Source organism: Xanthomonas boreopolis (genome assembly GCF_046529185.1).
GTDB lineage: Bacteria > Pseudomonadota > Gammaproteobacteria > Xanthomonadales > Xanthomonadaceae > Pseudomonas_S > Pseudomonas_S boreopolis.
This window is the reverse complement of sequence record NZ_CP097162.1, coordinates 3,551,547-3,575,684: the sequence shown is the minus strand read 5'-3', so window position 1 is coordinate 3,575,684 and position 24,138 is coordinate 3,551,547. Positions and strand designations below refer to the sequence as shown.

Annotated in this window: 24 protein-coding genes and 5 tRNA genes; 21 read left to right on the top strand and 8 right to left on the bottom strand. The window is 70.2% G+C overall.

From position 1 onward, the window contains the following. Window positions 1–5 precede the first annotated feature (5 nt). Both M3M27_RS16130 and M3M27_RS16125 read left to right on the top strand, forming a co-directional pair. A complete protein-coding gene (locus tag M3M27_RS16130) occupies window positions 6–1,091 on the top strand; it encodes a branched-chain amino acid aminotransferase (protein ID WP_434026260.1) in 1,086 nt (361 codons plus the stop codon). Window positions 1,092–1,403: 312 nt separating this feature from the next. Next, window positions 1,404–3,146 carry a S8 family peptidase gene (locus M3M27_RS16125; protein ID WP_434026259.1) on the top strand — a complete coding sequence of 581 codons (1,743 nt, stop codon included), beginning with the start codon at window positions 1,404–1,406 and terminating at the stop codon, window positions 3,144–3,146. Between the two features lie 126 nt (window positions 3,147–3,272). Here M3M27_RS16125 and M3M27_RS16120 read toward each other — a convergent pair whose 3' ends face one another. The 3 genes from M3M27_RS16120 to wrbA form a co-directional block, all read right to left on the bottom strand. Further along, complete coding sequence (locus tag M3M27_RS16120; RefSeq protein ID WP_140723722.1) at window positions 3,273–3,758, bottom strand: asparaginase domain-containing protein; 486 nt, start codon at window positions 3,756–3,758, stop codon at window positions 3,273–3,275. Between the two features lie 97 nt (window positions 3,759–3,855). After that, window positions 3,856–4,197: a DUF2069 domain-containing protein gene (locus M3M27_RS16115; RefSeq protein WP_140723719.1), complete on the bottom strand. Its 342-nt coding sequence runs from the start codon at window positions 4,195–4,197 to the stop codon at window positions 3,856–3,858. After that, window positions 4,194–4,790 carry an NAD(P)H:quinone oxidoreductase gene (gene wrbA / locus M3M27_RS16110; RefSeq protein WP_434026258.1) on the bottom strand — a complete coding sequence of 199 codons (597 nt, stop codon included), beginning with the start codon at window positions 4,788–4,790 and terminating at the stop codon, window positions 4,194–4,196. Before wrbA ends, M3M27_RS16115 begins: the two co-directional genes overlap by 4 nt. A gap of 107 nt (window positions 4,791–4,897) precedes the next feature. Between wrbA and M3M27_RS16105 the strand changes: the two genes are divergently transcribed. From M3M27_RS16105 to M3M27_RS16095, 3 genes are all read left to right on the top strand, one after another. Continuing rightward, a complete protein-coding gene (locus M3M27_RS16105; RefSeq protein ID WP_434026257.1) occupies window positions 4,898–6,157 on the top strand; it encodes a YihY family inner membrane protein in 1,260 nt (419 codons plus the stop codon). Continuing rightward, window positions 6,154–6,726 carry a TlpA family protein disulfide reductase gene (locus M3M27_RS16100; RefSeq protein ID WP_434026256.1) on the top strand — a complete coding sequence of 191 codons (573 nt, stop codon included), beginning with the start codon at window positions 6,154–6,156 and terminating at the stop codon, window positions 6,724–6,726. Before M3M27_RS16105 ends, M3M27_RS16100 begins: the two co-directional genes overlap by 4 nt. 133 nt (window positions 6,727–6,859) lie before the next feature. Further along, complete coding sequence (locus M3M27_RS16095) at window positions 6,860–7,867, top strand: hypothetical protein (protein ID WP_434026255.1); 1,008 nt, start codon at window positions 6,860–6,862, stop codon at window positions 7,865–7,867. Here M3M27_RS16095 and ppk2 read toward each other — a convergent pair. The 5 genes from ppk2 to hemA all read right to left on the bottom strand — a co-directional run bounded on the left by ppk2 (window position 7,849) and on the right by hemA (window position 13,561). Further along, window positions 7,849–8,631, bottom strand: a complete 783-nt coding sequence (gene ppk2, locus M3M27_RS16090; RefSeq protein WP_140723703.1) for a polyphosphate kinase 2 — start codon at window positions 8,629–8,631, stop codon at window positions 7,849–7,851. The genes M3M27_RS16095 and ppk2 overlap by 19 nt on opposite strands. A gap of 26 nt (window positions 8,632–8,657) precedes the next feature. After that, window positions 8,658–9,176, bottom strand: coding sequence for a molybdenum cofactor biosynthesis protein B (gene moaB, locus M3M27_RS16085; RefSeq protein WP_434026254.1), 519 nt, complete (start codon window positions 9,174–9,176; stop codon window positions 8,658–8,660). A gap of 213 nt (window positions 9,177–9,389) precedes the next feature. Beyond that, entirely contained in the window at window positions 9,390–11,105 is a 1,716-nt protein-coding gene (locus M3M27_RS16080; RefSeq protein ID WP_434026253.1) for a UDP-N-acetylglucosamine-peptide N-acetylglucosaminyltransferase, read from the bottom strand. 94 nt (window positions 11,106–11,199) lie between these two features. Further along, window positions 11,200–12,285 (bottom strand): peptide chain release factor 1, encoded by a 1,086-nt coding sequence (gene prfA, locus M3M27_RS16075; RefSeq protein ID WP_140723691.1) that lies wholly within the window; start codon window positions 12,283–12,285, stop codon window positions 11,200–11,202. Then, window positions 12,263–13,561 carry a glutamyl-tRNA reductase gene (gene hemA / locus M3M27_RS16070; protein ID WP_434026252.1) on the bottom strand — a complete coding sequence of 433 codons (1,299 nt, stop codon included), beginning with the start codon at window positions 13,559–13,561 and terminating at the stop codon, window positions 12,263–12,265. The genes prfA and hemA overlap by 23 nt, the downstream gene beginning before the upstream one ends. A 67-nt stretch (window positions 13,562–13,628) precedes the next feature. On the opposite strand from hemA, the gene M3M27_RS16065 reads away from it, so the two are divergent. The 16 genes from M3M27_RS16065 (at window position 13,629) to rplK (ending at window position 24,138) form a co-directional block, all read left to right on the top strand. Then, window positions 13,629–15,299 (top strand): tetratricopeptide repeat protein, encoded by a 1,671-nt coding sequence (locus tag M3M27_RS16065; RefSeq protein ID WP_434026251.1) that lies wholly within the window; start codon window positions 13,629–13,631, stop codon window positions 15,297–15,299. Continuing rightward, window positions 15,296–15,949 (top strand): lipoprotein insertase outer membrane protein LolB, encoded by a 654-nt coding sequence (gene lolB / locus M3M27_RS16060; RefSeq protein WP_434026250.1) that lies wholly within the window; start codon window positions 15,296–15,298, stop codon window positions 15,947–15,949. Before M3M27_RS16065 ends, lolB begins: the two co-directional genes overlap by 4 nt. Further along, window positions 15,946–16,815, top strand: coding sequence for a 4-(cytidine 5'-diphospho)-2-C-methyl-D-erythritol kinase (gene ispE / locus M3M27_RS16055; protein ID WP_434026249.1), 870 nt, complete (start codon window positions 15,946–15,948; stop codon window positions 16,813–16,815). The genes lolB and ispE overlap by 4 nt, the downstream gene beginning before the upstream one ends. A 3-nt stretch (window positions 16,816–16,818) precedes the next feature. Then, a tRNA-Gln gene (locus tag M3M27_RS16050) sits at window positions 16,819–16,896 on the top strand. A gap of 176 nt (window positions 16,897–17,072) precedes the next feature. Further along, window positions 17,073–18,032: a ribose-phosphate diphosphokinase gene (locus tag M3M27_RS16045; protein WP_140723674.1), complete on the top strand. Its 960-nt coding sequence runs from the start codon at window positions 17,073–17,075 to the stop codon at window positions 18,030–18,032. Between the two features lie 103 nt (window positions 18,033–18,135). Beyond that, window positions 18,136–18,756, top strand: coding sequence for a 50S ribosomal protein L25/general stress protein Ctc (locus M3M27_RS16040; protein WP_140723669.1), 621 nt, complete (start codon window positions 18,136–18,138; stop codon window positions 18,754–18,756). Window positions 18,757–18,811: 55 nt separating this feature from the next. After that, window positions 18,812–19,396: an aminoacyl-tRNA hydrolase gene (gene pth / locus M3M27_RS16035; protein WP_140723666.1), complete on the top strand. Its 585-nt coding sequence runs from the start codon at window positions 18,812–18,814 to the stop codon at window positions 19,394–19,396. 86 nt (window positions 19,397–19,482) lie between these two features. Beyond that, on the top strand, window positions 19,483–20,574 hold the full coding sequence (gene ychF, locus M3M27_RS16030) for a redox-regulated ATPase YchF (RefSeq protein WP_434026248.1): 1,092 nt from the start codon (window positions 19,483–19,485) through the stop codon (window positions 20,572–20,574). Between the two features lie 145 nt (window positions 20,575–20,719). Continuing rightward, window positions 20,720–20,805, top strand: a tRNA-Tyr gene (locus M3M27_RS16025). A 29-nt stretch (window positions 20,806–20,834) separates the two neighbouring features. Continuing rightward, window positions 20,835–20,908: transfer RNA gene (locus M3M27_RS16020), tRNA-Gly, on the top strand. A 34-nt stretch (window positions 20,909–20,942) separates the two neighbouring features. Then, window positions 20,943–21,018: transfer RNA gene (locus M3M27_RS16015), tRNA-Thr, on the top strand. A gap of 45 nt (window positions 21,019–21,063) precedes the next feature. Further along, a complete protein-coding gene (gene tuf, locus M3M27_RS16010; protein ID WP_140723624.1) occupies window positions 21,064–22,254 on the top strand; it encodes an elongation factor Tu in 1,191 nt (396 codons plus the stop codon). Between the two features lie 146 nt (window positions 22,255–22,400). Beyond that, window positions 22,401–22,476: transfer RNA gene (locus M3M27_RS16005), tRNA-Trp, on the top strand. Between the two features lie 51 nt (window positions 22,477–22,527). After that, window positions 22,528–22,935, top strand: a complete 408-nt coding sequence (secE, locus tag M3M27_RS16000) for a preprotein translocase subunit SecE (protein ID WP_140723660.1) — start codon at window positions 22,528–22,530, stop codon at window positions 22,933–22,935. Window positions 22,936–22,948: 13 nt separating this feature from the next. Continuing rightward, window positions 22,949–23,506 carry a transcription termination/antitermination protein NusG gene (nusG, locus tag M3M27_RS15995; protein WP_140723657.1) on the top strand — a complete coding sequence of 186 codons (558 nt, stop codon included), beginning with the start codon at window positions 22,949–22,951 and terminating at the stop codon, window positions 23,504–23,506. A gap of 203 nt (window positions 23,507–23,709) precedes the next feature. Further along, a complete protein-coding gene (rplK, locus tag M3M27_RS15990) occupies window positions 23,710–24,138 on the top strand; it encodes a 50S ribosomal protein L11 (protein WP_140723652.1) in 429 nt (142 codons plus the stop codon).

Genomic DNA, 24,138 nt, shown 5'->3' with positions numbered 1-24,138 from the left:
CTCCGGTGTCCGTTTCCTTCCGTACGATCCCCTCCCCATCGCCGCGCACGGCCGACGAGCTGTCCACGATCCTGGCCGCGCCGGGCTTCGGCGTGCACTTCACCGACCACATGGTCGCCATCGCCTGGAACAAGGAAGAGGGCTGGCACGGGGCGGAGGTACGGCCGTACGGGCCGTTGCAGCTCGATCCGGCCGCTTCGGTGCTGCACTACGGCCAGGAGATCTTCGAGGGCATCAAGGCCTACCGCCACGCCGACGGCTCGATCTGGACCTTCCGCCCGGAGGCCAACGGCGCGCGCCTGCAGCGCTCGGCCAAGCGCCTGGCGCTGCCGGAGCTGCCGGTGGAACTGTTCACCGAATCGTTGAAGCAGCTGATCGCCGTCGATGCGCGCTGGGTGCCCTCGGCGCCGGAAACCAGCCTCTACTTCCGTCCGTTCATGATCGCCGACGAGGCGTTCCTGGGCGTGCGCGCGGCGCAGAAGGCGTCCTACTACGTGATCGCCAGCCCGGCCGGGGCGTACTTCCCCAAGGGCGTGGCGCCGGTGTCGATCTGGCTGTCCACCGAGTACGCGCGCGCCGCCAAGGGCGGTACCGGCGCGGCCAAGTGCGGCGGCAACTACGCCGCCTCGCTGCTGCCGCAGCAGCAGGCCTATGCCCAGGGCTGCTCGCAGGTGCTGTTCCTCGACCCGGTCGAGGGCAAGTACCTGGAGGAGCTGGGCGGCATGAACGTGTTCCTGGTCTACCGCGACGGCACGCTGGTCACCCCGGAGCTGTCCGGCAGCATCCTGGAGGGCATCACCCGCGACAGCATCCTGCAGCTGGCGCGCGACCGCGGCATGAAGGTGGTCGAGCGCAAGATCGCCATCGACGAGTGGAAGCAGGGCGTGGCCTCCGGCGAGATCGCCGAAGTGTTCGCCTGCGGTACCGCGGCGGTGGTCACCCCGATCGGCGAGCTGAAGGGCGAGGGTTTCTCGGTGGGAGACATCAACGCCCCGGCCGGCGAGGTCACGATGTCGCTGCGAAAGGAATTGACCGACATCCAGTACGGCCGCCTGCCCGACCGCCACGGCTGGCTGGTGCGGCTCGGCTGAAGCACGGCCCGGCAAGACGAAGAACCCCGCTCCGGCGGGGTTTTTTGTGATAGATAGCGGCAAATTTGCGGACGTTCGACTGCCGTTGCGGGCTCGAGCCGGAAAATTGGCGCTGCCTGTCACGGAATAGAAAATAGTTATCAAGGAAACCGTTTGCACCCATTGTGCGGCTCCGTGCAGGCCGGCTAGCGTGCTGAATGGATCGACAACAGGGGCGATCCAGAACGCTCCGGTGCTCCGCCGCTGGCAGTCGCGGCGGCCCGCCGGGGGCCACGCCGCTTGCCGGCATTCCATTCTGGAAAAGGAAATTCGATGTCCACCAAGCACCACCACCCGCGTTCGCGCGCTTGGACCGTACTGGGAGCTTCCGCACTCACCTCCTCCCTGCTGCTGACCTTCCCGGCGATGGCCGGCGAGGTCCACCTGGACGGCCTGGACTCTGCCCAGACCCACCAGCGCTTCATCGTGACCTACCGCGACGGCAGTACCGAGCAGGCCAGCGCCACGGCGCTGACCTCGTCCCTGAAGAGCGCCGCGCGCGCGCTGCCGGCCAAGAACGGCCGCGCGCTGGGCCTGAGCAAGCTGCGCCGGCTGGCGATCGGCCCGGAGCTGGTCAAGGCCGACCGCCCGCTCGACCGTGCCGAGGCCGAGACGCTGATGCGCAAGCTCGCCGCCGATCCGAACGTGCTGAGCGTGGAGGTCGACCAGCTGATGCGGCCGACCCTGACGCCCAACGACCCGCGGCTGTCCGAGCAGTGGGCGTTCGGTACCGGCACCGCCGGCATCAACGTGCGCCCGGCCTGGGACCAGGCCACCGGCCAGGGCGTGGTCGTGGCGGTGATCGACACCGGCATCACCAGCCACCCGGACCTCAACGCCAACATCCTGCCGGGCTACGACTTCATCAGCGACACCTTCGTCTCGCGCGACGGCGACGGGCGCGACTCCGACCCGTCCGACCCGGGCGACTGGAACCCGGTGGCCAACGAGTGCTACAGCGGCTCGCCGGTGACCAATTCGAGCTGGCACGGCACTCACGTGGCCGGCACCATCGCCGCGGTCACCAACAACAGCACCGGCGTCGCGGGCACCGCCTACAACGCCAAGATCGTGCCGGTGCGCGTGCTCGGCCGCTGCGGCGGCTACACCTCGGACATCACCGACGCGATCGTGTGGGCCTCCGGCGGCACCGTCAGCGGCGTGCCGGCCAACCCCAACCCGGCCGAGGTCATCAACATGTCGCTGGGCGGCAGCGGCAGCTGCTCGAGCACCTACCAGAACGCGATCAACAGCGCCGTCTCGCGCGGCACCACGGTCGTGGTCGCGGCGGGCAACGACAGCATCAACGTGTCCGGCGCGGTGCCGGCGAACTGCTCCAACGTGATCGCGGTGGCGGCCACCACCTCCTCGCGCGCCAAGGCGAGCTACTCCAACTACGGCGCGGGCATCGACATCTCCGCGCCGGGCTCGAGCATCCTGTCCACGCTCAACTCGGGCACCACCTCGCCGGGCAGCGCCAGCTACGCGTCCTACAACGGCACGTCGATGGCGAGCCCGCACGTGGCCGGCGTGGTCGCACTGATGCAGTCGGTCGCCCCGAGCCCGCTGACCCCGGCGCAGGTCGAGTCGACGATCAAGAGCACCGCGGCCAGCTTCAGCTGCTCGCAAGGCTGCGGCGCGGGCCTGCTCGACGCCAACGCGGCGGTGACGGCGGCCAAGTCGGGTGGCAGCGGCGGTGGCGGCGGCGGGACCGCGCTGACCAGCGGCACGCCGGTGACCGGGCTGTCGGCCAGCACCGGTTCGGACCTGAACTACACCATCGCGGTGCCGTCCGGCCGCAGCACGCTGACGGTGCGGATCAGCGGCGGCACCGGCGATGCCGACCTGTACGTGCGCCAGGGCAGCGCGCCGACCGACACGGCCTACACCTGCCGGCCGTACCTGAGCGGCAACAGCGAGACCTGCACGATCAACTCGCCGGTCAACGGGACGTACTACATCCGCGTGAAGGCCTACAGCACCTTCTCCGGCGTCACCCTGACCGCGACCTACTGACGACGTCGCAGGGCAGGGATGCCGGCATGTTGCCCCGCCAGGACGGCGGGGCAACATGCGCGCGGGCAAGGCGCCGCGAGCGAAGTCCCTCCCGCAGGATCGTCCAATCGCCCGGATCGCTCCGGATCAGGCCGCCTCGAAACGGTTGGCGGCGACGTTCTTGCGCACCTTGGCCGGGTCCCAGATGCGGCCGTTCATCGCGATGTACACGCCGGCCGGCAGGCTCTGCACCGCGCCGATCGCGCAGCCGATGTTGAACTCGGCGTCCGAACCGCGGAAGCGCGCCGGGCTGAGCGCGCCGGTCATCACGATGGTCTTGTCCGGGATCGACTTCAGCACCTCGCCGGTCTGCACCATGCTGTCGGTGCCGTGGGTGACCAGCACGTGGCGGGTCGGCTGCGCGGCGATGGTGGCGCGGATCAGCTCGCGGTCGGCCTCGGTGATGTGCAGCGAGTCCTTGCGCAGGATCGGGATCACGCTGAAGCGGAAGGTCACGCCCAGCTCGCGCAGGATCATGCCGATCTGCGGATCGCCGATCTGGTAGTCGGACTTGTCGTCGAAATATATCTTGTCGATCGTGCCACCGGTGGTGACGATCAGGAGCTCGTCCATCTTTGTTTCCTGGCTGTCTTGGCCGTCGCGCGCGGCGGCGGGGGGCGACATGATACCGGGCGCCCGTCGCCGCCGTCCCCGCCTGTACCGGGGGCGCTCAGCCTCGCCGCTGCCCGCCGAACCGGGCGCGCAGTCCCTGCCAGCTGGCCGCGCCGATCGCGACGAGCGACAGCGCGACCTCGGCCAGCGCGAACGCCCGGGTTTCCGGGTGGCTCCAGGCCGACATCACGCCATGGCTGAACCAGGCCAGCGCCAGCACGCCGGCCCAGAAGCGCGCGCGCGCGCCGCGCCAGGCCAGCCATGCCAGCAGCAGCGGCGGCAGCGCGAACACCAGCAGCGCCGCCACGCGGTGGCGGTCGTCGTGGAACCAGGCCACGTACAGCGCTGCCAGCGCCAGCAGCGCGCCGCACAGCGCCAGGCGGGGCGCGCGCGCGGTCATGGCGTGGCGAGCCTGCGCGCGATGTCCGCCACGCGCCGGCCGAGCGCACGGGCCAGCTGCGCTTCGTCGTCGGTCGGCTGCGGGTCGTCCGCGGCACCGGCGACATGGCTGGCGCCGTAGGGCGTGCCGCCGCTGCGGGTGTGGCTCAGGGCCGGCTCGGTGAAGGGGATGCCGACGATCAGGCAGCCGTGGTGCAGCAGCGGCACCTGCATCGACAGCAGCGTGGACTCCTGGCCGCCGTGCATCGAGGCGGTGGAGGTGAACACCGCCGCGGGCTTGCCGGCGAGCGTGCCGTTGGCCCATTCGGCGCCCAGGCCGTCGAGGAAGTGCTTGACCGGCGCGGCCATGTTGCCGAAGCGGGTGGGGCTGCCGAGGATCACGCCGGCGCATTCGCCGAGGTCGGCGGGGGAGACGTACGGCGCGCCTGCTTCCGGTACCTGCGGCGCCAGCGGCTGGGTCAGCGCCGAGACCGGCGGCACCGTGCGCAGCCGCGCCTGCATGCCGGGCACTTCGCCGATGCCGCGCGCGATCTGCCGCGCCAGCCGCGCCACCGAGCCGCCACGGCTGTAGTACAGCACCAGGATGTCCGCCATCGTCCTTCCATTCGCTCCGGGAACGCCCAGTATCGGCGATGCGGGCTTCGCGGTGCATCGGGTACGCTTGCCCATCCGCTACGGAGCCCGGTGCACCCAGGGACACCATGGAAAAATGGAAGGAGCGGCTGCGCGACCGCGCCCGCATGACCAGCTTCGGCCGTTTCCTGTGGAAGCGCTTCCTCGACGACCGCCTGTTCCAGGCGGCCGGCTCGCTGGCCTACACCACGGTGTTCGCGCTGGTGCCGCTGGCGATCGTGGCGTTCGGCGTGCTCTCGGCGTTCCCGGCGTTCGAGCGCTGGCAGGGCGCGCTGACCGACTTCATCTTCAACAACTTCGTGCCCGGCGCGGCGCGCTCGGTGCAGGACTTCATCAACAACTCGCTCAGCGACGTCGGCACCTTCACCGCGGCCGGCGTGATCGCGCTGGTGGCCTCGCTGCTGATCACGCTGCACAGCGTCGAGCAGACCTTCAACCGGATCTGGCGCGTGGCCTCGGCGCGGCCGAAGTTCACCCGCTTCCTGATCTACTGGACCGTGCTCACGCTCGGCACCATGCTCGCGGCCGCGTCGATGGCGACGGCGGCCTACGTGTTCGCGCTGCCGCTGTTCCACACGTCCGAGGGGAAGTGGGTGGCGCACGCGGCGTGGCGGCTGGCGCCGATGCTGGTCGAATTCGCCGGCATCGTGCTGGTGTACCGGGTGGTGCCGCAGCATAGCGTGCGCCTGCGCCATGCGGTGCCGGGCGCGCTGCTGGCGGTGGCGAGCCTGGAGACGGTCAAGTGGGGGATGGGCCTGTACCTGGGCAACTTCCAGACCTACCAGCGCATCTACGGCGCGATGTCGGCGCTGCCGATCCTGCTGCTGTGGATCTACCTGAGCTGGGTGTCGGTGCTGCTCGGCGCCTCGCTGGCGTCCTCGATCGCCGCGTTTCGCTACCAGCCGGTGGCGATGCGGGTGCCGCCCGGGTACGAGTTCTATGCCCTGCTGCGCCTGCTCGGGCGTTTCCAGCTGGCGCGCCGCGACGGCGGCGGGCTGGACGAGGACACGATGCTGCGCCTGGAGCCGATGCTGACCGACGCGCTGCAGCAGGAGCTGCTGGGCGAGCTGCAGCGCATCCGCCTGCTGCGCCGCGACGAGCGCGGCGAGTGGCTGCTGGCGCGCGACCTGGACGAGGTGACCCTGGCCGAGCTCTACGAGAGCTGCCGATTGCGCATCGCCGCGGACGAGCGGCCGCTGCCCTGCAGCGACGACCCGCTCGGCCGCGTCGCCGGCGGCGCGCTCGACCAATTGCGGCTGTCGCTGCGCGCGCAGCTGGACCGCCCGGTCGCCGACATTTACCGACACCTGCCCGGAGAATCCGTATGAACCGTTTTTCGATCCTCGCCCTGCCGGTCCTGATGGCACTGGCGGCGTGCAATCGCGCTCCGGAAGCGCCCACGCAGGCCGCGGCCCCGGCGCAGGCGCCGGCGGACCAGGACGCGCCCGCGGCACCTTCCGCCGGCGTCGTGCAGGCCACCGCCGAACGGCCGGCCCTGGCGCTGCCCACGGTCGATGGCGGCCGCTACGACCTGGCCGGGCATCGCGGCAAATGGGTGGTGGTGAATTTCTGGGCGACCTGGTGCGCGCCGTGCCTGAAGGAAATGCCCGAGCTGTCGGCGTTGCACACGATGCGCGACAACATCGAGGTGGTCGGCCTGGCCTACGAGGACATCGAGCCGGCGCAGATGCAGGCGTTCCTGAAGGAGCACCCGGTGTCGTATCCGATCGCCATCCTCGACACCTACGACCCGCCCAAGGATTTCGCCACGCCGCGCGGGCTGCCGATGACCTACCTGATCGGCCCGGACGGAAAGGTCGCCAAGCAGTTCCTCGGTCCGGTCACCGCGCACGACATCGAGGCCGCGGTGGCCGCGGCCGGCGGAAAGGCGGGCTGAGCAGGGGCGCATGCCCGGCCCGGCGCCGGGCCGGGCCGATGGCCGGTCCTGGCGATCCGCGGCCCTAAAGTTTTCCGCGGTCGGCCGATAACGTCCTGTCGCGCCCCCACCGGGCACAGGAGGTTAAGGAGCCATGCACCCGACCGCCGATCGTTTCGTCGCCGCCGTCCCGCTGTTCGGAAGGGGGCTGTGGGCGACCCTGGCGTCCGCTCCGGGCTGGCTGCTGCGCGGGCTGCAGCAGTGCCTGCAATCCTCGATGGAGCCGCTGGACGACGACGAGCCGGGGCTGCCGGCTTCGATCGAGCCGCGGCTGGGGCCTGCCCCGGCGGCATCGCCGGCCTGGCAGCGGTTCGGGCAGGGCATGCTCGATCCGCTGAGGGTGCAGCCGGCCTCGGCCGATGCGGACGGGCCGGGCTGGCAGGCCTGCATCGATCGCCTGCACGCATTGCGCGAGCACTGGCTGGCCGGGCAGGCCGAGCGCGAAGCGCGGTGGCGGCGCCTGCTCTGGCTCGACCTGGTATTGCAGCTGTCCGATCGCGGCGTGGTGCGCGCGCTGGAGGACGGCAGCCTGCCGGACGTGGCCGCGCTGCGTACCGAACGGCTGCTGCTGGAGGTCGACCAAGGCCCTGCCGTCCTGGCCGAGGTGCCGGAACTGTTCGCGCGCCGCATCGCCTTCGCCCTGCAGGCGCTGCCGGAAGCGTCGCGTACCGATGCGCTGGCGCAGTGGCAGCGGTTGTCGGAACTGCAGGCGCTGGCGGCCGAGGAGCGCGGCCTGGAGGCGCGTTCGCAGGTGGTCCTGGCGCTGGCCTGGAACGACCAGGCCGACCTGGACCAGGTCGAGGTCGGCTACGCGCTGGCCGAGGAATACCGCACGGCGCTGGCGGGCTGGCTGCAACGCGCCGCGGGCGTGGCGCTGGCCGGTGGCGTGCGGCTGGACGCGTTCCTGCTCTCGCGCTGCGATGGGGCGAGCCAGGACGGGGAGACGGACGCGATCGGCTACGTGGAGGCGATGCGGCCGCTGCACGTCGGGATGGCCGCGCTGCTGCGCGACAGCCTGGACGTGCTGGTGGCGCTGGCCGATTCGGCCGAGCGCGCCCGGCCCCTGGCGCCGCCGCGGCTGGGTCAGGGATCGGCCGCGTAGTCGTCGATCGGCTCGAGCGCGCCGAACTTCTCCTTGTGCAGTTTGCCGCGCAGCGGCGGCAGCGGCAGCTCGTCGTCGGGCACGGAGCTGTCCGGCATCCGGTCGAGCAGGTCGCGGATCAGCGTGAGCCGACCGCGCTTCTGGTCGTTGAAGTCCACCAGCGTCCACGGGGCGTGCGCGGTGTGGGTGGCCTGCAGCATCGCCTCGCGGGCCCGGGTGTAGTCGGCGTACTTCTCGCGCGACTGCAGGTCGACCGGCGACAGCTTCCAGCCCTTGAGCGGGTCCTGGTGGCGTTCGGCGAAGCGCTTTTCCTGCTCGCGCTGGTCCACCGTGAGCCAGTACTTGAACAGCAGGATGCCGTCGTCGACCAGCAACTGCTCGAAGCGCGGCGCCTGCTCCAGGAACGCGTGGTATTGCGCGTCGGTGCAGTAGCCCATCACCCGTTCGACGCCGGCGCGGTTGTACCAGCTGCGGTCCATCAGCACGAGTTCGCCGGCGGCCGGCAGGTGCGCGACGTAGCGCTGGAAATACCACTGCGTGGCCTCGCGGTCGCTGGGCTTGGGCAGCGCCACCACCCGGCACTGGCGCGGGTTGAGGTGCTCGGCGACCGCCTGGATCGCGCCGCCCTTGCCGGCGGTGTCGCGGCCCTCGAACAGCACCAGCGCGCGCTGGCCGGTGTGCTGCAGCCAGCGCGCCATCGCCACCAGTTCCAGCTGCATCGGCTTGAGCAGTTTCTTGTATTCCTTTCCCTTGAGCGAAGGCATGCGGCTCTCCGGTGGCGATGGGCGGGTCATTCCCGCAGGCGCGGGCGCAGCGTCGCGAGATTGCAGGGGCGGGTGCGCGCATCGAGCTGGGCGCGGATGATCCTTTCCCATGCGGTGCGGCAGGCGGAGGTCGAGCCGGGCAGGCCGAACACGAAGCTGCCGTTGGCCAGCCCGGCGAACGCGCGCGATTGCAGCGACGCCGTGCCGATCTCCTCGAAGCTGAGCGCGCGGAACAGCTCGCCGAAGCCCGGCATGAGCTTGTCGAGCAGGGGTTCCAGCGCCTCGGGCGTGCTGTCGCGGCCGGTGAAGCCGGTGCCGCCGCTGACCAGGATGCCGTCCACGGCCGGATCGGCGATCCAGGCCGAGACGATGGCGCGCAGCCGGTAGCGGTCGTCCGGCGCGATCGCGCGCTCGTGCAGCACATGGCCGGCCTCGGCCAGCGCGGCGGCGAGATAGTCGCCGGACTTGTCGTCGGCCAGGGTGCGGGTGTCGGAGACGGTCAGCACGCACAGGCGCAGCGGGATGAAGTCGGGAGCGTGGGTCATGGGCGAAGCCTAGCGGGCCGAGTGGACCAGGGACAGTGTTTCCTTCCCGCGCGGGAGAAGGTGCCCCGCAGGGGCGGATGGGGGGGGCGGGCGAAGCATTGGGTGGCCAGGCGATTCGGGCGACGCCGGGATCGTTTCCGGCCGGGCGCGTGGCGACGCGTCCATCCATGCAGCCACGGATGGTCTCTGCGGCGCGGCTTCGCCCGCGCCTTGTCATTCCGGGGGGAGCGGGGCTTTCGTCGCGGCTTGCAGCAGCGCGACGAAGTCGTCGGCGAAGGCGTCCATGTCGAACAGCCCGCCGGCGCGGCGGCGTTCCGCCTCCAGCCGCCCACGCACGGCCGAGAGTGCGGCGGGCGTGCGCGCCAGATGCACGGCCATGGCGACGAAGGCCGCGTCGTCGGCGACGTTCAGCGCGTCCAGGCCGAGGTGGTGGTTGAGGCTGCCGGCCACGCGCGAGGCGAAGCTCGCCCCGGGGACCGTCAATACCGGGCAGCCGGCCCACAGCGCGTCCGAGGCGGTGGTGTGCGCGTTGTACGGAGCGGTGTCGAGGAACAGGCCGGCATGCCGGTAGCGCGACAGGTAGTGCGGATGCGGCAGCTTGGGCATGAACACCAGCCGCTGCGGCGCCACGCCCTGGGCCTGTGCCGCGGCCCGCAGGCGCGCATCGGCCTGCCCCGGCCCCGACAGCAGCCAGAGCACGCTGCCTTCGACCTCGCGCAGCACCGCCAGCATCCGCGCGAAGCTGCGCGGATTGAGCTTGTAGCTGTTGTTGAAGCAGCAGAACACGAAACCGTCGTCGGGCAACCCGCAGTCGCGCCGGGGCGGGGGCTCGGCGACTTCGCGGGTGTTGTCCGATGGCTGGAGCGCGCGCGGCAGGCGCAACACGCGTTCGCTGTAGTGCGGCTCCAGCGCGGGCGGCAGCGCGAAGGCGTCGCCGAGCACGTAATCGATCCATGGCGCGCCGCTGGTGCCCGGATAGGCCAGCCAGTTCACCTGCACCGGGGCCGGCCGCAGCGCCAGCACTTCCGGCGCGCCGCCGCCGCCCCAGCCGCGCAGGTCGACCAGCACGTCGATGCCTTGCTCGCGGATAGCCCCGGCCGTGCGCAGGTGGTCCAGGCCGGCCACGTCGTGCAGGCGCGTGGCCGCGGCGAGCCGTTGCCGGATCGCGCTGCCGTCGTCGCGGTCGAGCGCGAACAGGTGCGCCTGCAGCGTGCCGGCGTGCCGCCGCTGCAATGCCTCGAACAAGGCCACCGTCAACAACCCGGTCGGATGCGCCCCGAAGCCGTTGGAGAGGAATCCCGCCTGCAACGCTCCCGCGTCGCGCACCCGGGCCGGCGGGAAGGGCCGGACCGAGCGCGCCAGCGGCGCCGCGCGCAAGCGCGCGCAGGCCAGTTGCTCGGCGGGCGTGGCGTCCTCGCTGAGGAAGGCGAACGGTTCCACCCCGGGCCGCTGCCGGGCGATCGCCGTGCGCACCTGCCGCGAGAGCGCGTCGAGGTCGCGCCAGTCGCACAGCTTGCGGCGCCAGTTCAACAGGTGCGCGGCGATGTACGGTTCGTCCGGCAGCAGCCGGTGCGCATGCTCGTAGGCCGCGGCGGCCGGCTCGGCTTCGCCGGCATCTTCCAGCGAGTGGCCCAGCCACAGCGCGATGCCCGGATGCTGCGGCGCCAGCCGGGCGGCCTGGCGCAGCAGGTCGGCCGATTCGCGGTGGCGTCCCTGCATCCAGCGCACCCGGCCGAGCCGGGCCAGCGCTTCCGGATGGCCCGGCCGCAGCGCCATCGCGCGCTGCACCGCCGCCTCGCCGGCGGCGACCGCTCCCCGCTCCATCTCGGCATCGCCCAGCATCAGCCAGGAGACGAAATCCTGCGGATTGCGCCGGACCGCCTCGCGCAGCTGCAGCACTTCCGGCGGCGATGCGTCGTGGCCGTTCATCGCCGTGCTTGCGGCAGGAATCCCGTTCCCGGCGCCTTGCCGGCCCGGCCGTGCCGGGACCGAAGCCGCTCCCGCGGGGGATGCGCGAGGCGGCTCACGTGCCCTCGGCCAGTCGCGCCAGTTCGTCGGCCTGGTGCTCGTGCAGCAGCCGCTCGACCAGGCCGTCCAGGTCGCCCTCGATGATGTTGGGCAGGTCGTACAGAGTCAGGCCCTCGACGCGATGGTCGGTGATCCGCCCCTGCGGGAAGTTGTAGGTGCGGATGCGCTGGCTGCGGTCGCCGCTGCCGACCTGCAGCTTGCGGGTCTGCGCCTCGGCGGCGGCCTGCTTGCTGCGTTCGGTCTCGACCAGCTGCGCCTTGAGTCGCTTCATCGCCTTGTCGCGGTTGGCGTGCTGGCTGCGCTCGGTCTGGCATTCCACGACCACGCCGGTCGGGATATGGGTGATGCGGATCGCCGACTCGGTCTTGTTGACGTGCTGCCCGCCCGCGCCGGAGGAGCGGAACGTGTCGATCTTCAGGTCGGCCGGGTTGATCTCGATCTCCTCGATCTCGTCGGCCTCGGGGATGATCGCCACCGTCGCCGCCGACGTGTGGATGCGCCCTTGCGACTCCGTCGCCGGCACGCGCTGCACGCGATGGGTGCCGGATTCGAACTTCAGCTTCGAGTACGCGCCGCGGCCGACGATGCGCGCGACGATCTCCTTGTAGCCGCCGTGCTCGCCGGGATTATCCGACTCGACCTCGACCTTCCAGCCCTGGCGCTCGGCATAGCGCGCGTACATGCGGAACAGGTCGCCGGCGAAGATCGCGGCCTCGTCGCCGCCGGTGCCGGCGCGCACTTCCAGGAACAGGTTGCCCTCGTCGCGCGGGTCCTGCGGCACCAGCAGCAACAGCAACCGCTGCTCCAGCTCGGCCAGGCGGGCTTGCGCGGCGGCGATCTCCTCCTCGGCCAGCTCGCGCATTTCAGGATCGGCGCGCATCGCCTCGGCGGCGGCCAGGTCGGCCTTGGCGCGGGCTTCCTCGGCCAGCGCGGCGGCCACGGGTTCGAGCTGCGCGAATTCGCGCGACAGGCTGCGGAAACGTTCGTTGTCGCCGACCACGTCCGGGTCGGAGAGCAGGCGTTCGAGTTCTTCGCGGCGCTCGGCCAGCGCTTCCAGCTTACGGCGCAGGGTCGGCGTCATCGGTCCTCACGATCGGGGTGTTGATGTCGGGATGGCGGTAGCCCGGCTTTTCCGGGAACAGCCGGTCGGCGGCGCGGGTCAGCTCGGCGTCGCCGCTGAGCGCGGCCTCGCGCAGCGCCGCGGTCGGCGGGTGCAGCAGGCGGTTGGTCAGCGAATGCGCCAGCAGCTCCAGCACCTCCTCGGCGGGCTTGCCGTTGGCCAGTTGCTGCCGGGCCTTGCTCAGCAGTTCGTCGCGGGTGCTGTCGCCGAAGGCGCGCAGGCGCTTGAGCGGCGCCTGGCGGCCGCCGGCCTGCAGGATCTCGACGTAGCGCGCCACCTGCAGGTCGATGATCTCCTCGGCGGCGTTGGCCGCCTCGCGGCGGCTGCGGCGGTTGTCCTCGACCGCGCGCTCCAGGTCGTCCACGGTGTAGAGGAAGGCATCGGCCAGCTGCGCCACCTCGGGCTCGATGTCGCGCGGTACCGCCAGGTCGAACAGCAGCATCGGCTTGCGCTTGCGTTGCCGCAGCGCCTGCTCGACCTGGGCGCGCTTCACCACCGGCGCCGGGCTGGCGGTGGCCGAGAACACCACGTCGGCCTCGGCCAGGTGGCGCTCCAGCTCGTCCAGCGGCAGCGCATAGCCGCCGTGCTGGCTGGCCAGCGCCTGGGCATGGGCGAGGGTACGGTTGGCGATCAGCAGCCGGCGCACCCGGCCCTCGCTCAGGTGCTTGGCGGCCAGCTCGATGGTTTCGCCGGCGCCGACCAGCAGCACCGTCGATTCGCTCAGCCGCGCGAACGATTCCTGCGCCAGCCGCACCGCGGTGGAGGCCACCGAGACCGGATTGGCGCCCACCCGGGTGTCGGTGCGGGCGCGCTTGGCGACCGAGAAGGCCTGCTGGAACAGCCGGTCCAGGCGACTGCCGAGCGCGCCATGGGCGCGCGCGACCGCCCAGGCGTCCTTCACCTGGCCCAGGATCTGTGGTTCGCCCAGCACCATCGAATCCAGCCCGGTCGCGACCCGGAACAGGTGGCGCACGGCGGCGGCGTCATGGTGCTGGTACAGGTAGCCCGACAGGCCCGGGGCATGGCCGTCCAGCCATTGCGCCAGCGCCCGCGGGTCGCGGGCGATCGCGTACAGCTCGGTGCGGTTGCAGGTGGACAGCAGGGCGGCCTCGTCGACCTCGGGCAGCGCGCGCAGCGACGCCAGCGCGCCCGGCAGCGTATCGCCGCTGAACGCAGCGCGTTCGCGCAGGTCCACCGGCGCGCTCTGGTGGTTCAATCCGAGCACCCACAACGTCATTCGTTCAGTCGCTTGCGATAAGCTGCTGGCCATTCAGGGCCACCATTTTACGGCCCGGTCGTATCCGATGCCCGTATCGATTCGCATCCTGAGTGTTCCCCTGCTGCTTTCATTGGCCTGCGCGGCCTGGGCGGCCCCCGCGCGAACGGCCCCCGCGGCCGGAAGCGGCGTGCTGGAGCCGGTGCTCGCCGGCGAATTCGCCCTGCAGGCGGGCCAGTTGGACGACGCCTCGCGCTGGTACCTGCAGGCCGCCCAGGCCGAGGCCGGCGATGCCGGGCTGGCCGAGCGCGCCACCCGCATCGCGATGCTGGCCAACGACGACGCGCGCGCGACCGAGGCGCTGGCGCTGTGGCGCCAGCGCGCCCCGGAATCGCTGGCGATGCGCAGCACCGAGGCGTCGCTGGCGCTGCGCAAGGGCGAGCTGCGGCTGGCGCGCCGCGACCTGCTGGCGCTGCTGCGCGATCCTGACCCGCGCGGCTGGCGCTTCGCCCTGGTAGCGCTGGCCAACTCGCGCGACCCTGACGTCTCGGCCAAGGCGCTGGACGAGCTGGTCAAGGCCGGCGCGATTCCCAACCGGATCGAGGCCTGGCAGGAGTTCGGGCGCCTGGCGCTGCGGATGGAGAAGCCGGAGCTGACCCAGCGCATCATCGGCGAGGTCGTGCGCCGCTTCCCGAACGAGCCGCGCGTGGCCCTGCTGCACGCCAACCAGCTCAGCCAGGCGGGCCGCCGCGACGAGGCGCTGGCCTTGCTGAAGGGGGTCGAGCCGAAGGCGGCGAACGATTCGGACCTGCGCGGCGCGCTGGCGCTGGCCTACGACGCGATGGGCGACGTGTCCGACGCCGCGCGCGTGCTCGCGGTCGGCCCGCAGGACACCCAGACCTACGGCCTGCGCGCCTCGCTGCTGGCCAAGAAGCAGGACAACCCGGGCCTGGTCGCGCTGTACGAGGAACTAAAGGCCGATTCCGACAAGCCGCAGCCGGACCGCCGCCTGCTGCTCGGCAAGATCGCCGAGTACCTCAAGCGCTATGCCGAGGCCGTGGACTGGTATCGCGGCGTGCCCGGCGGGCCGCTGCGCAGCGAAGCGCAGCTGCGGGCGGCCAGCGCGTTGTTCGAGCTGGGCCGCAAGCAGGAGGCGTTCGACCAGGTCCACGCGCTGCAGGCCGATGCCGACGCGGACGACGATGCCCGCCGCGACGCCTACCTGCTGGAGGCCGAGCTGCGCCAGCGCGACGGCGACGACGCCGGCGAGCTGGACGTGTTCGCGCGCGGTCTGGCGGCCTACCCGGACGACAGCGCGCTGCTGTACGCGCGCGGGCTGGCCTGGGAGCGCCGCGACGACATCGCCCGCGCCGAGGCCGACCTGCGCAAGATCCTGGTCTCCGAGCCGGAGAACGTGGCCGCGCTGAATGCGCTCGGCTACACCCTGGCCGACCGCACCACCCGCTACAAGGAGGCGCTGGCGCTGATCGACCGCGCCCGCACGGCGGACCCGGACAATGCCGCGATCATCGACAGCTACGGCTGGGTGCTGTACCGCATGGGCCGCACCCGCGAGGCGCTGGTGCAACTGCGCCGGGCCTGGAGCCTGTTCAAGGACCCGGAGATCGCCGCCCACATCGGCGAGGTGCTGTGGGTCGGCGGCGACCGCGACGAGGCCCGGCGCTACTTCGACGAGGCGCGCAAGCTCGACCCCGACAATCGCGCGCTGAAGCGCGCCGAGGAGAAGCTGGGCCCATGAACCGTGCGATCCTGCCGCGGCTGCCGGTGCTGGCGGCCATGCTCGCGCTCGCCGCGTGCTCGACGATGCCGCGCGGCCCGGCGCCCGTGGCCGGGCAGGTGGTGGAGCACGTCCCGCCCGAGGCGCGCCAGGCCGAGGCGGAGCGCCAGGCCTGGCTGGCGGCGCATCCGGACTGGTCGTTCCAGGGGCGCGCGGCGATCGCCAAGGGGCGCAACGGCGGCAGCGGCCGGGTCGACTGGCAGCAGCGGGGCGAGGTCTACCGGATCCAGCTCAGCGCGCCGGTGACCCGCCAGAGCTGGACCCTGGACGGCGACCTGCGCACGGGGAGCGGCCGCCTGGAAGGCCTGGCCGGCGGCCCGCGCGCGGGCGCCGACGCCGAGCAGGTGCTGCTGGAAGCCACCGGCTGGCGGATCCCCGTCAACCAGCTGCCCGGCTGGGTGCGCGGGCAGGTGGCCGAAGGGCAGGGCGAGGTCGACTTCGACGCCGGCGGCCGGCCGCGGACGCTGCGCCAACAGGGCTGGACCATCGAATTCCTGGAGTGGTACCCGGCCCAGGACGGCCGCCCGGCCCTGCCGCGCCGGATCGAGGCGGGCAGCGGCGACGCCAAGGTCAGGCTGATGCTCGACCAGTGGGACATCCCCGCGCAATGAGTACCGCCGAGCGTGCCTGGTCGGCGTGGCCCGCGCCGGCCAAGTTGAACCTGTTCCTGCACATCACCGGGCGCCGCGCCGACGGCTACCACCTGTTGCAGACCGTGTTCCGCCTGCTGGACTGGGGCGATACCGTGCACCTGCGCGTCCGCGCCGATGGCCTGGTCCGGCGCGAAGGCGAGTCCGTGGCCGGGGTCGCCGAGGCCGACGACCTGATGGTGCGCGCGGCAAGGTTGCTGCAATCTGCGTCCAATTGCGCGCTAGGTGCCGACATCCGCGTCCAAAAGCGCATTCCCGCGGGTGGCGGCTTCGGCGGCGGCTCCTCGGATGCGGCGACGGTGCTGGTGGCGCTGAATGCGCTCTGGGGCACCGGCCTGGACGAGGACGCGCTGGCCGCCCTCGGGCTGCGGCTCGGGGCCGACGTGCCGGTGTTCGTGCGCGGCCGCAACGCCTGGGCCGAGGGGGTCGGCGAGCGGCTGGCGCCCATCGACCTGCCGGCGGCGGCGTACCTGCTCGTGAATCCCGGCGTGCATGTCCCGACCCCTGAACTTTTCCGGTCCCCGGATTTGACGCGGGATGCCGCGCCCGCGAAAATAGCGGACTTCGCTTCCGGGGCCTTGCTCGGCAATGCGTTCGAACCGGTCCTGCGTCGCCGGGAACCCGCGGTGGAAGCCGCGTTCCAGGCGCTGTCGAGGGTCGGGCGACCGCGTCTGACCGGGTCGGGCAGCGGCTGCTTCGTCGAATTCGACACGCGCGACGCCGCAGAGCGGGCGCGGGTCGCCTTGCCGGACGGCCTGGATGCGTGGGTGGCGGAGGGCGTCGTGCGCTCGCCGCTGCTCGCCGCGCTGGAAACGATGCAGCTTTGATGCAGGGGCGTCGCCAAGAGGCCTAAGGCACCGGGTTTTGATCCCGGCATTTCGTAGGTTCGAATCCTACCGCCCCTGCCATGCTGGTTATGCAGGTCCCCCTGCAAAAGCCCGCACATCCATGTGCGGGGATTCGACGGAAAAGCCTGGGTTGGACGCCGGGCCGGTGGTTCGGGGCGTGGCTTCGAACGCCGGATCTGGTTCGACAGAACGCTTTTCGGATTCAAGCTCCACGCCGCCGCCCGAGAGACTCTCCAATGCAAGACGAACGCAATTTGCTGGTGTTCTCCGGCAATGCCAACAAGCCCTTGGCGCAAAGCATCTGCAAGGAGCTGGGCGTGCGCATGGGCAAGGCGCTGGTGTCGACCTTCTCCGACGGCGAGGTCCAGGTCGAGATCGAGGAGAGCGTGCGCCGGCAGGAAGTGTTCGTCGTGCAGCCGACCTGCGCGCCGAGCGCCGAGCACCTGATGGAGCTGCTGGTGATCATCGACGCGCTCAAGCGCGCGAGCGCCGCCAGCGTCACCGCGGTGATCCCGTACTTCGGCTATTCGCGGCAGGACCGCCGCATGCGCTCCTCGCGCGTGCCGATCACCGCCAAAGTCGCCGCCAAGATGATCAGCGCCATCGGCGCCGACCGCGTGCTGACCGTGGACCTGCACGCCGACCAGATCCAGGGCTTCTTCGACGTGCCGGTCGACAACGTCTACGCCTCGCCGTTGCTGTTGGCCGACATCTGGCGCGCCTACGGCACCGACAACCTGATCGTGGTCTCGCCGGACGTCGGCGGCGTGGTGCGCGCCCGCGCGGTCGCCAAGCGCCTGGACGACGCCGACCTGGCGATCATCGACAAGCGGCGCCCGCGCGCCAACGTCGCCACGGTGATGAACATCATCGGCGACGTGCAGGGCAAGACCTGCGTGCTGGTCGACGACCTGGTCGACACCGCCGGCACCCTGTGCGCGGCCGCCGCGGCGCTCAAGCAGCGCGGCGCCACCAAGGTCGTGGCCTACATCACCCACCCGGTGCTGTCCGGCCCGGCCGTGGACAACATCACCAACTCCCAGCTCGACGAGCTGGTGGTGACCGACACCATCCCGCTGTCCGACGCCGCCCGCGTCTGCAGCAAGATCCGTCAGCTCAGCGTCGCCGAGCTGCTGGCCGAGACGATCCGCCGCATCGCGTTCGGCGAATCGGTCAGCTCGCTGTACGTCGACTGACGCCGCATTCGGCGGCTGCGGCCGCCGGCAACACGGCTCCCCTGGTCGCGGGGGAGCCGCAATACCGCCGCGAGGCGGTTCATCAACCTAAGGTAGTAAGAAAATGGCAGAGACTCATGTGATCAAGGTCCAGCGCCGCGAAGACGAGGGGAAGGGTGCGAGCCGCCGCCTGCGTCGCGCGGGGCAGATCCCGGCGATCGTCTACGGTGGCGATCTCAAGCCCGTCAACATCCAGCTCGACCACGAAGAAGTGTGGCTGGCCCAGCAGAACGAGTGGTTCTACTCCTCGATCCTGGACCTGAGCCTCAACGGCGACGTGCAGAAGGTGCTGCTGCGTGACCTGCAGCGCCACCCGTACAAGCAGCTGATCATGCACATCGACTTCCAGCGCGTGAACGAGAACGAGAAGCTGAACGCCTCGGTCCCGCTGCACTTCGTCGGCGAGGACAAGTCGCCGGCCGGCAAGACCGCCGGCGTCGTGGTCACCCACGAGCTGAACGAAGTCCAGGTGCAGTGCCTGCCGAAGGACCTGCCGGAGTTCATCGAGGTCGACCTGTCGGCCCTGGCGGTCGGCGCGGTGGTCCACCTGTCCGACATCAAGCTGCCGGCGGGCGTCGAGCTGCCGGCCCTGAAGCTGGGCAAGGAGCACGACGTGGCGGTGGTCATCGCCAAGCACGCGGCGGCCGAGGAAGAGCCGGCGGCGGGCGAGGGCGAGGCCAAGTAATTGCCTTGCGGTCCCCGCGCCGTCCGGCGCGGGGATCGTCGCGAAGAGCTGCCAGATGGCGACAGGCCTGCGACTGATCGTCGGACTCGGCAACCCCGGTCCGGAGCATGCCCAAACCCGGCACAACGCCGGGTTTCATTTCGTCGAGGCCCTCGCGCGCCGCGAAGGCGCGCGCTGGAGCCTGGAATCCAAACTGTTCGGCGAGGTGGCCAAGGTCGCGGTCGCCGGGCAGCCGGTCTGGCTGCTCAAGCCGGCCACCTTCATGAACCTCAGCGGCAAGTCGATCGCCGCGGCCCTGCGCTTCTGGAAGATCGAGCCGGAGCAGATGCTGGTCGCGCACGACGAACTGGACTTGCCGCCCGGAAGCGCGCGGCTGAAGTTCGACGGCGGCCATGGCGGCCAGAACGGCCTGCGCGACACCATCCGCCTGCTCGGCCACGCCCGGTTCCATCGCCTGCGCCTGGGTATCGGCCATCCCGGCCACAAGGACCGCGTGGTGGGCTGGGTGCTGGGGCGGCCGTCGCCGGCCGACGCCGTGCTGCTCGAACGGGCCATCGACGATGCCCTGGACGTGCTGCCGCTGGCGGTCGCGGGCGATTTCAACGAGGCGATGAAGCGATTGCATACTGGCAAGGATTAGAGATTGGGGATTCGGGATTCGACGGAGCGGCGCTGCGCTCGCCTTGCGAATCCCGAATCCCGAATCCCGAATCCCGGACTTACGACATGGGTATCAAATGCGGCATCGTCGGCCTGCCCAACGTGGGCAAGTCGACCCTGTTCAACGCGCTGACCAAGGCGGGCATCGCCGCGGCCAACTTCCCGTTCTGCACGATCGAGCCGAACGTCGGCATCGTGCCGGTGCCGGACCCGCGCCTGAACCAGCTAGCCGAGATCGTGAAGCCGCAGAAGCTGGTGCCGACCGCGGTCGAGTTCGTCGACATCGCCGGCCTGGTCGCCGGCGCCGCCAGCGGCGAGGGCCTGGGCAACAAGTTCCTGGCCCACATCCGCGAGGTCGACGCGATCGCCCACGTGGTGCGCTGCTTCGAGCACGGCGACATCGTGCACGTGGCCGGCCGGGTCGACCCGATCTCCGACATCGAGACCATCGACCTGGAGCTGGCGCTGGCCGACCTGGACAGCGTCGAGAAGGCGCTGAACCGGGCCGAGCGCGCCGCCAAGGGCGGCGACAAGGACGCCATCGCGCGCAAGCCGGTGCTGGCCAAGCTGCAGGCGGCGCTGGCCGACGGCAAGCCGGGCCGCAGCCTGGGCCTGGACGAGGAGGAGAAGGCGCTGGTCCGCGACCTGTTCCTGCTCACCCTCAAGCCGGTGATGTACATCGCCAACGTGCTCGAGGACGGCTTCGAGAACAACCCGCACCTGGACGCCGTGCGCGCCCGCGCCGAGGCCGAGGGCGCGCAGGTGGTGCCGGTGTCGGCGGCGATCGAGGAGGAGCTGTCGCAGCTCGACGACGCCGACCGCGATGCGTTCCTGGCCGACCTGGGTCTGGACGAGCCGGGCCTGAACAGGGTGATCCGCGCGGCCTACCGGCTGCTGGGGCTGCAGACCTATTTCACCGCGGGCGTGAAGGAGGTCCGGGCCTGGACCGTGAAGGCTGGCGCGACCGCCCCGCAGGCCGCGGCGGTGATCCATACCGACTTTGAGAAGGGCTTCATCCGCGCCGAGACGATCGCCTTCGACGACTTCGTCAAGTACAAGGGCGAGGCCGGCGCCCGCGACGCCGGGCGGCTGCGCCTGGAGGGCAAGGAATACCGCGTGCAGGAGGGCGATGTCCTGCATTTCCGCTTCAATGTCTGACGGCGGCGCATGGCGCATTCATCCCGGGTGCGGCCATGCGGCGAAGTGAAAATTTCTGTTGACAGAATCGTAAAGCGAGCCCAGAATTGCGGGCTCTTTCACCCCGGGTCGATTTGCCGAAGGGCAAGCCGGCGGGGCGAAATCCGGAGGGATACCCAAGCGGCCAACGGGGGCAGACTGTAAATCTGCTGGCTTACGCCTTCGGTGGTTCGAATCCACCTCCCTCCACCAGTTTTTGTTGTGACATGCGGTATCCCGGTGCGGGAGTAGTTCAATGGTAGAACCTCAGCCTTCCAAGCTGATGGTGCGGGTTCGATTCCCGTCTCCCGCTCCATTGGACTCCAATGCATGGCACAATAGACAACTCCGCTCACGTAGCTCAGTCGGTAGAGCACCTCCTTGGTAAGGAGGAGGTCGATGGTTCGATTCCATTCGTGAGCACCATATCCAGTCGCCACCACATTCAACGATCACCGAGAAGAAGCAGCCATGGCCAAGGGTAAGTTCGAGCGCACCAAGCCGCACGTCAACGTCGGCACCATCGGTCACGTCGACCACGGCAAGACCACGCTGACGGCTGCCCTGACGAAGATCGGCGCAGAGCGTTTCGGTGGCGAGTTCAAGGCGTACGACGCGATCGACGCGGCGCCGGAAGAGAAGGCGCGCGGCATCACGATCTCGACGGCGCACGTGGAATACGAAAGCCCGACCCGCCACTACGCGCACGTGGACTGCCCGGGTCACGCCGACTACGTGAAGAACATGATCACCGGTGCGGCGCAGATGGACGGCGCGATCCTGGTGTGCTCGGCCGCGGACGGCCCGATGCCGCAGACCCGCGAGCACATCCTGCTGTCGCGCCAGGTGGGCGTGCCGTACATCGTCGTGTTCCTGAACAAGGCGGACATGGTGGATGACGCCGAGCTGCTCGAGCTGGTGGAGATGGAAGTGCGCGAGCTGCTGAGCAAGTACGAGTTCCCGGGCGACGACACCCCGATCATCAAGGGCTCGGCCCGCCTGGCGCTGGAAGGCGACCAGTCGGAGATCGGCGTGCCGGCGATCATCAAGCTGGTGGACGCGCTGGACACCTGGATCCCGACGCCGGAGCGCGACATCGACAAGCCGTTCCTGATGCCGGTGGAAGACGTGTTCTCGATCTCGGGCCGCGGCACCGTGGTGACTGGCCGTATCGAGCGCGGCGTGATCAAGGTGGGCGACGAAATCGAGATCGTGGGCATCCGTCCGACCCAGAAGACCACCGTGACCGGCGTGGAAATGTTCCGCAAGCTGCTGGAGCAGGGCCAGGCGGGCGACAACGCGGGCCTGCTGCTGCGCGGCACCAAGCGTGACGAGGTGGAGCGTGGCCAGGTGCTGGCCAAGCCGGGCTCGATCACCCCGCACACCGAGTTCGACGCGGAGGTGTACGTGCTGTCGAAGGACGAGGGCGGCCGCCACACCCCGTTCTTCAAGGGCTACCGTCCGCAGTTCTACTTCCGTACCACGGACATCACCGGCGCGGTGCAGCTGCCGGAGGGCGTGGAGATGGTGATGCCGGGCGACAACGTGAAGATGTCGGTCACGCTGATCAACCCGGTGGCGATGGACGAGGGCCTGCGCTTCGCGATCCGCGAAGGCGGCCGTACCGTCGGCGCCGGCGTGGTCTCGAAGATCACCAAGTGATGTAAGGCGCGTCCCGGCCTCGGCCTGGACGCCTTTGCCGGACGGCAGCCCGCCAGGCGGGGCCAGCGACTAGGCAAAGAACGCGGCGGGCCGGCTGAACATCGGTCCGCCTTCGTTGTCTAAAGGGTTAGCGATAAAGAGTTCATACGCCAGTAGCTCAATTGGCAGAGCAGCGGTCTCCAAAACCGCAGGTTGGGGGTTCGAGTCCCTCCTGGCGTGCCACTCCCGCTGTCCCGCCCCAGAAACCGGGCCAGATCGGTAACCAGAAGCCGGATGAACAGCAAAATCGAACCTTCCAAGGGCGCCGCTTCCGGTGGCGACATTGCCAAGTACGTGATCTCCGCGGTGCTCCTGCTCGCGGGGCTGTTCGTTTGGTTCTGGTTCTCCGCGCCGGAGCGTTCCGCCCAGTTGGGTACCTGGACGTCGCAGCTGCGCGGCCTGGCCGTCGTGGTCGGGCTGGTGGCCTCGATCCTCGTGTTCCTGGGCACGGCCAAGGGGCGCGACACGCGCGGGTTCCTGTCCGAATCCCGCTTCGAGCTGCGCAAGGTGGTCTGGCCGACCCGTCAGGAGGCCATCCGCACCACGTGGGTCGTCATCGTCGTGGTCATCATCCTGAGCCTGCTGCTGGGGGGCTTCGACTTCGTCATCCAGAAGCTCACGCAGTGGTTCCTGGCGCGTTGAGGAGAATCGAACAGTGAAGCGTTGGTACGTCGTTCACGCCTACTCTGGCTTCGAGAAGTCGGTGGCGCAGGCCTTGCGCGATCGCATCGTCCGCAACGAGATGCAGGAGCGCTTCGGCGAGGTGCTGGTGCCGACCGAAGAGGTCGTGGAGATGCGTTCCGGCCAGAAGCGCCGTTCCGAGCGCAAGTTCTTCCCGGGCTACGTCCTGGTGCAGATCGAGACCCACGACGAGGCCGGCATCCCGCGCATCGACAACGAGAGCTGGCACCTGGTCAAGGAAACTCCGCGCGTGATGGGTTTCATCGGCGGTACCGCCGATCGCCCGCTGCCGATTCGCGACGAGGAGGCGGCCCACATCCTGGATCGCGTCCAGGAAGGCGTCGAGAAGCCGCGCCCGAAGGTGCTGTTCGAGCCGGGCCAGATGGTCCGCGTCACCGACGGCCCGTTCAACGACTTCAATGGCGTGGTCGAGGAAGTCAACTACGAGAAGAGCCGCCTGCGCGTGGCGGTGCTGATCTTCGGCCGCTCCACCCCGGTGGAGCTGGAATTCGGCCAGGTCGAGAAGAGCTGATCCTGGCCCTGCCGCCCATTCAGCATGGGCGGCCAAAATCTGTTATGCTGAGCGGCTCGCTGATTCAGCCGCAACGCCATGGCCGCTCCGATGGGCGGCCTTGTGCGTGGTCAAGGAAGTGAAAACGCGATGTCGGGACGCGTGATTTTCCCGGCGCGATGGGGAGCCTGCGGTCAAGGCGCTAGCACCCGGAGACAATCGAGATGGCAAAGAAAGTTGTCGGTTACATCAAGCTGCAGGTGAAGGCCGGTCAGGCCAACCCCTCGCCGCCGGTCGGTCCTGCGCTGGGTCAGCGCGGCCTGAACATCATGGAGTTCTGCAAGGCGTTCAACGCCGCCACGCAGAAGCTCGAGCCGGGCCTGCCGACCCCGGTCATCATCACGGCCTATTCGGACCGTACCTTCACCTTCGTCACCAAGAGCACCCCGGCCACCGTGCTGCTCAAGAAGGCCGCCGGCATCAGCTCGGGCTCCAAGCGCCCGAACACCGAGAAGGTGGGCAAGGTGACCCGCAAGCAGCTCGAAGAGATCGCCAAGGCGAAGGAGCCCGACCTGACCGCGGCCGACCTGGACGCGGCGGTGCGTACGATCGCGGGCTCGGCCCGTTCCATGGGCCTGGTGGTGGAGGGTTAA

Bases quoted from the DNA above. Each gene is read 5' to 3' on its own strand.
- M3M27_RS16095 (WP_434026255.1), top strand. From the start codon at position 6,860: ATGCACCCGACCGCCGATCGTTTCGTCGCCGCCGTCCCGCTGTTCGGA.
- M3M27_RS16040 (WP_140723669.1), top strand. From the start codon at position 18,136: ATGGCAGAGACTCATGTGATCAAGGTCCAGCGCCGCGAAGACGAGGGG.
- ychF (WP_434026248.1), top strand. From the start codon at position 19,483: ATGGGTATCAAATGCGGCATCGTCGGCCTGCCCAACGTGGGCAAGTCG.
- rplK (WP_140723652.1), top strand. From the start codon at position 23,710: ATGGCAAAGAAAGTTGTCGGTTACATCAAGCTGCAGGTGAAGGCCGGT.
- M3M27_RS16115 (WP_140723719.1), bottom strand. From the start codon at position 4,197: ATGACCGCGCGCGCGCCCCGCCTGGCGCTGTGCGGCGCGCTGCTGGCG.
- M3M27_RS16065 (WP_434026251.1), top strand. From the start codon at position 13,629: ATGCCCGTATCGATTCGCATCCTGAGTGTTCCCCTGCTGCTTTCATTG.
- ispE (WP_434026249.1), top strand. From the start codon at position 15,946: ATGAGTACCGCCGAGCGTGCCTGGTCGGCGTGGCCCGCGCCGGCCAAG.
- tuf (WP_140723624.1), top strand. From the start codon at position 21,064: ATGGCCAAGGGTAAGTTCGAGCGCACCAAGCCGCACGTCAACGTCGGC.
- M3M27_RS16120 (WP_140723722.1), bottom strand. From the start codon at position 3,758: ATGGACGAGCTCCTGATCGTCACCACCGGTGGCACGATCGACAAGATA.
- M3M27_RS16105 (WP_434026257.1), top strand. From the start codon at position 4,898: ATGGAAAAATGGAAGGAGCGGCTGCGCGACCGCGCCCGCATGACCAGC.
- pth (WP_140723666.1), top strand. From the start codon at position 18,812: ATGGCGACAGGCCTGCGACTGATCGTCGGACTCGGCAACCCCGGTCCG.
- secE (WP_140723660.1), top strand. From the start codon at position 22,528: ATGAACAGCAAAATCGAACCTTCCAAGGGCGCCGCTTCCGGTGGCGAC.
- wrbA (WP_434026258.1), bottom strand. From the start codon at position 4,790: ATGGCGGACATCCTGGTGCTGTACTACAGCCGTGGCGGCTCGGTGGCG.
- prfA (WP_140723691.1), bottom strand. From the start codon at position 12,285: ATGACGCCGACCCTGCGCCGTAAGCTGGAAGCGCTGGCCGAGCGCCGC.
- M3M27_RS16100 (WP_434026256.1), top strand. From the start codon at position 6,154: ATGAACCGTTTTTCGATCCTCGCCCTGCCGGTCCTGATGGCACTGGCG.
- lolB (WP_434026250.1), top strand. From the start codon at position 15,296: ATGAACCGTGCGATCCTGCCGCGGCTGCCGGTGCTGGCGGCCATGCTC.
- moaB (WP_434026254.1), bottom strand. From the start codon at position 9,176: ATGACCCACGCTCCCGACTTCATCCCGCTGCGCCTGTGCGTGCTGACC.
- M3M27_RS16080 (WP_434026253.1), bottom strand. From the start codon at position 11,105: ATGAACGGCCACGACGCATCGCCGCCGGAAGTGCTGCAGCTGCGCGAG.
- M3M27_RS16045 (WP_140723674.1), top strand. From the start codon at position 17,073: ATGCAAGACGAACGCAATTTGCTGGTGTTCTCCGGCAATGCCAACAAG.
- ppk2 (WP_140723703.1), bottom strand. From the start codon at position 8,631: ATGCCTTCGCTCAAGGGAAAGGAATACAAGAAACTGCTCAAGCCGATG.
- M3M27_RS16125 (WP_434026259.1), top strand. From the start codon at position 1,404: ATGTCCACCAAGCACCACCACCCGCGTTCGCGCGCTTGGACCGTACTG.
- hemA (WP_434026252.1), bottom strand. From the start codon at position 13,561: ATGACGTTGTGGGTGCTCGGATTGAACCACCAGAGCGCGCCGGTGGAC.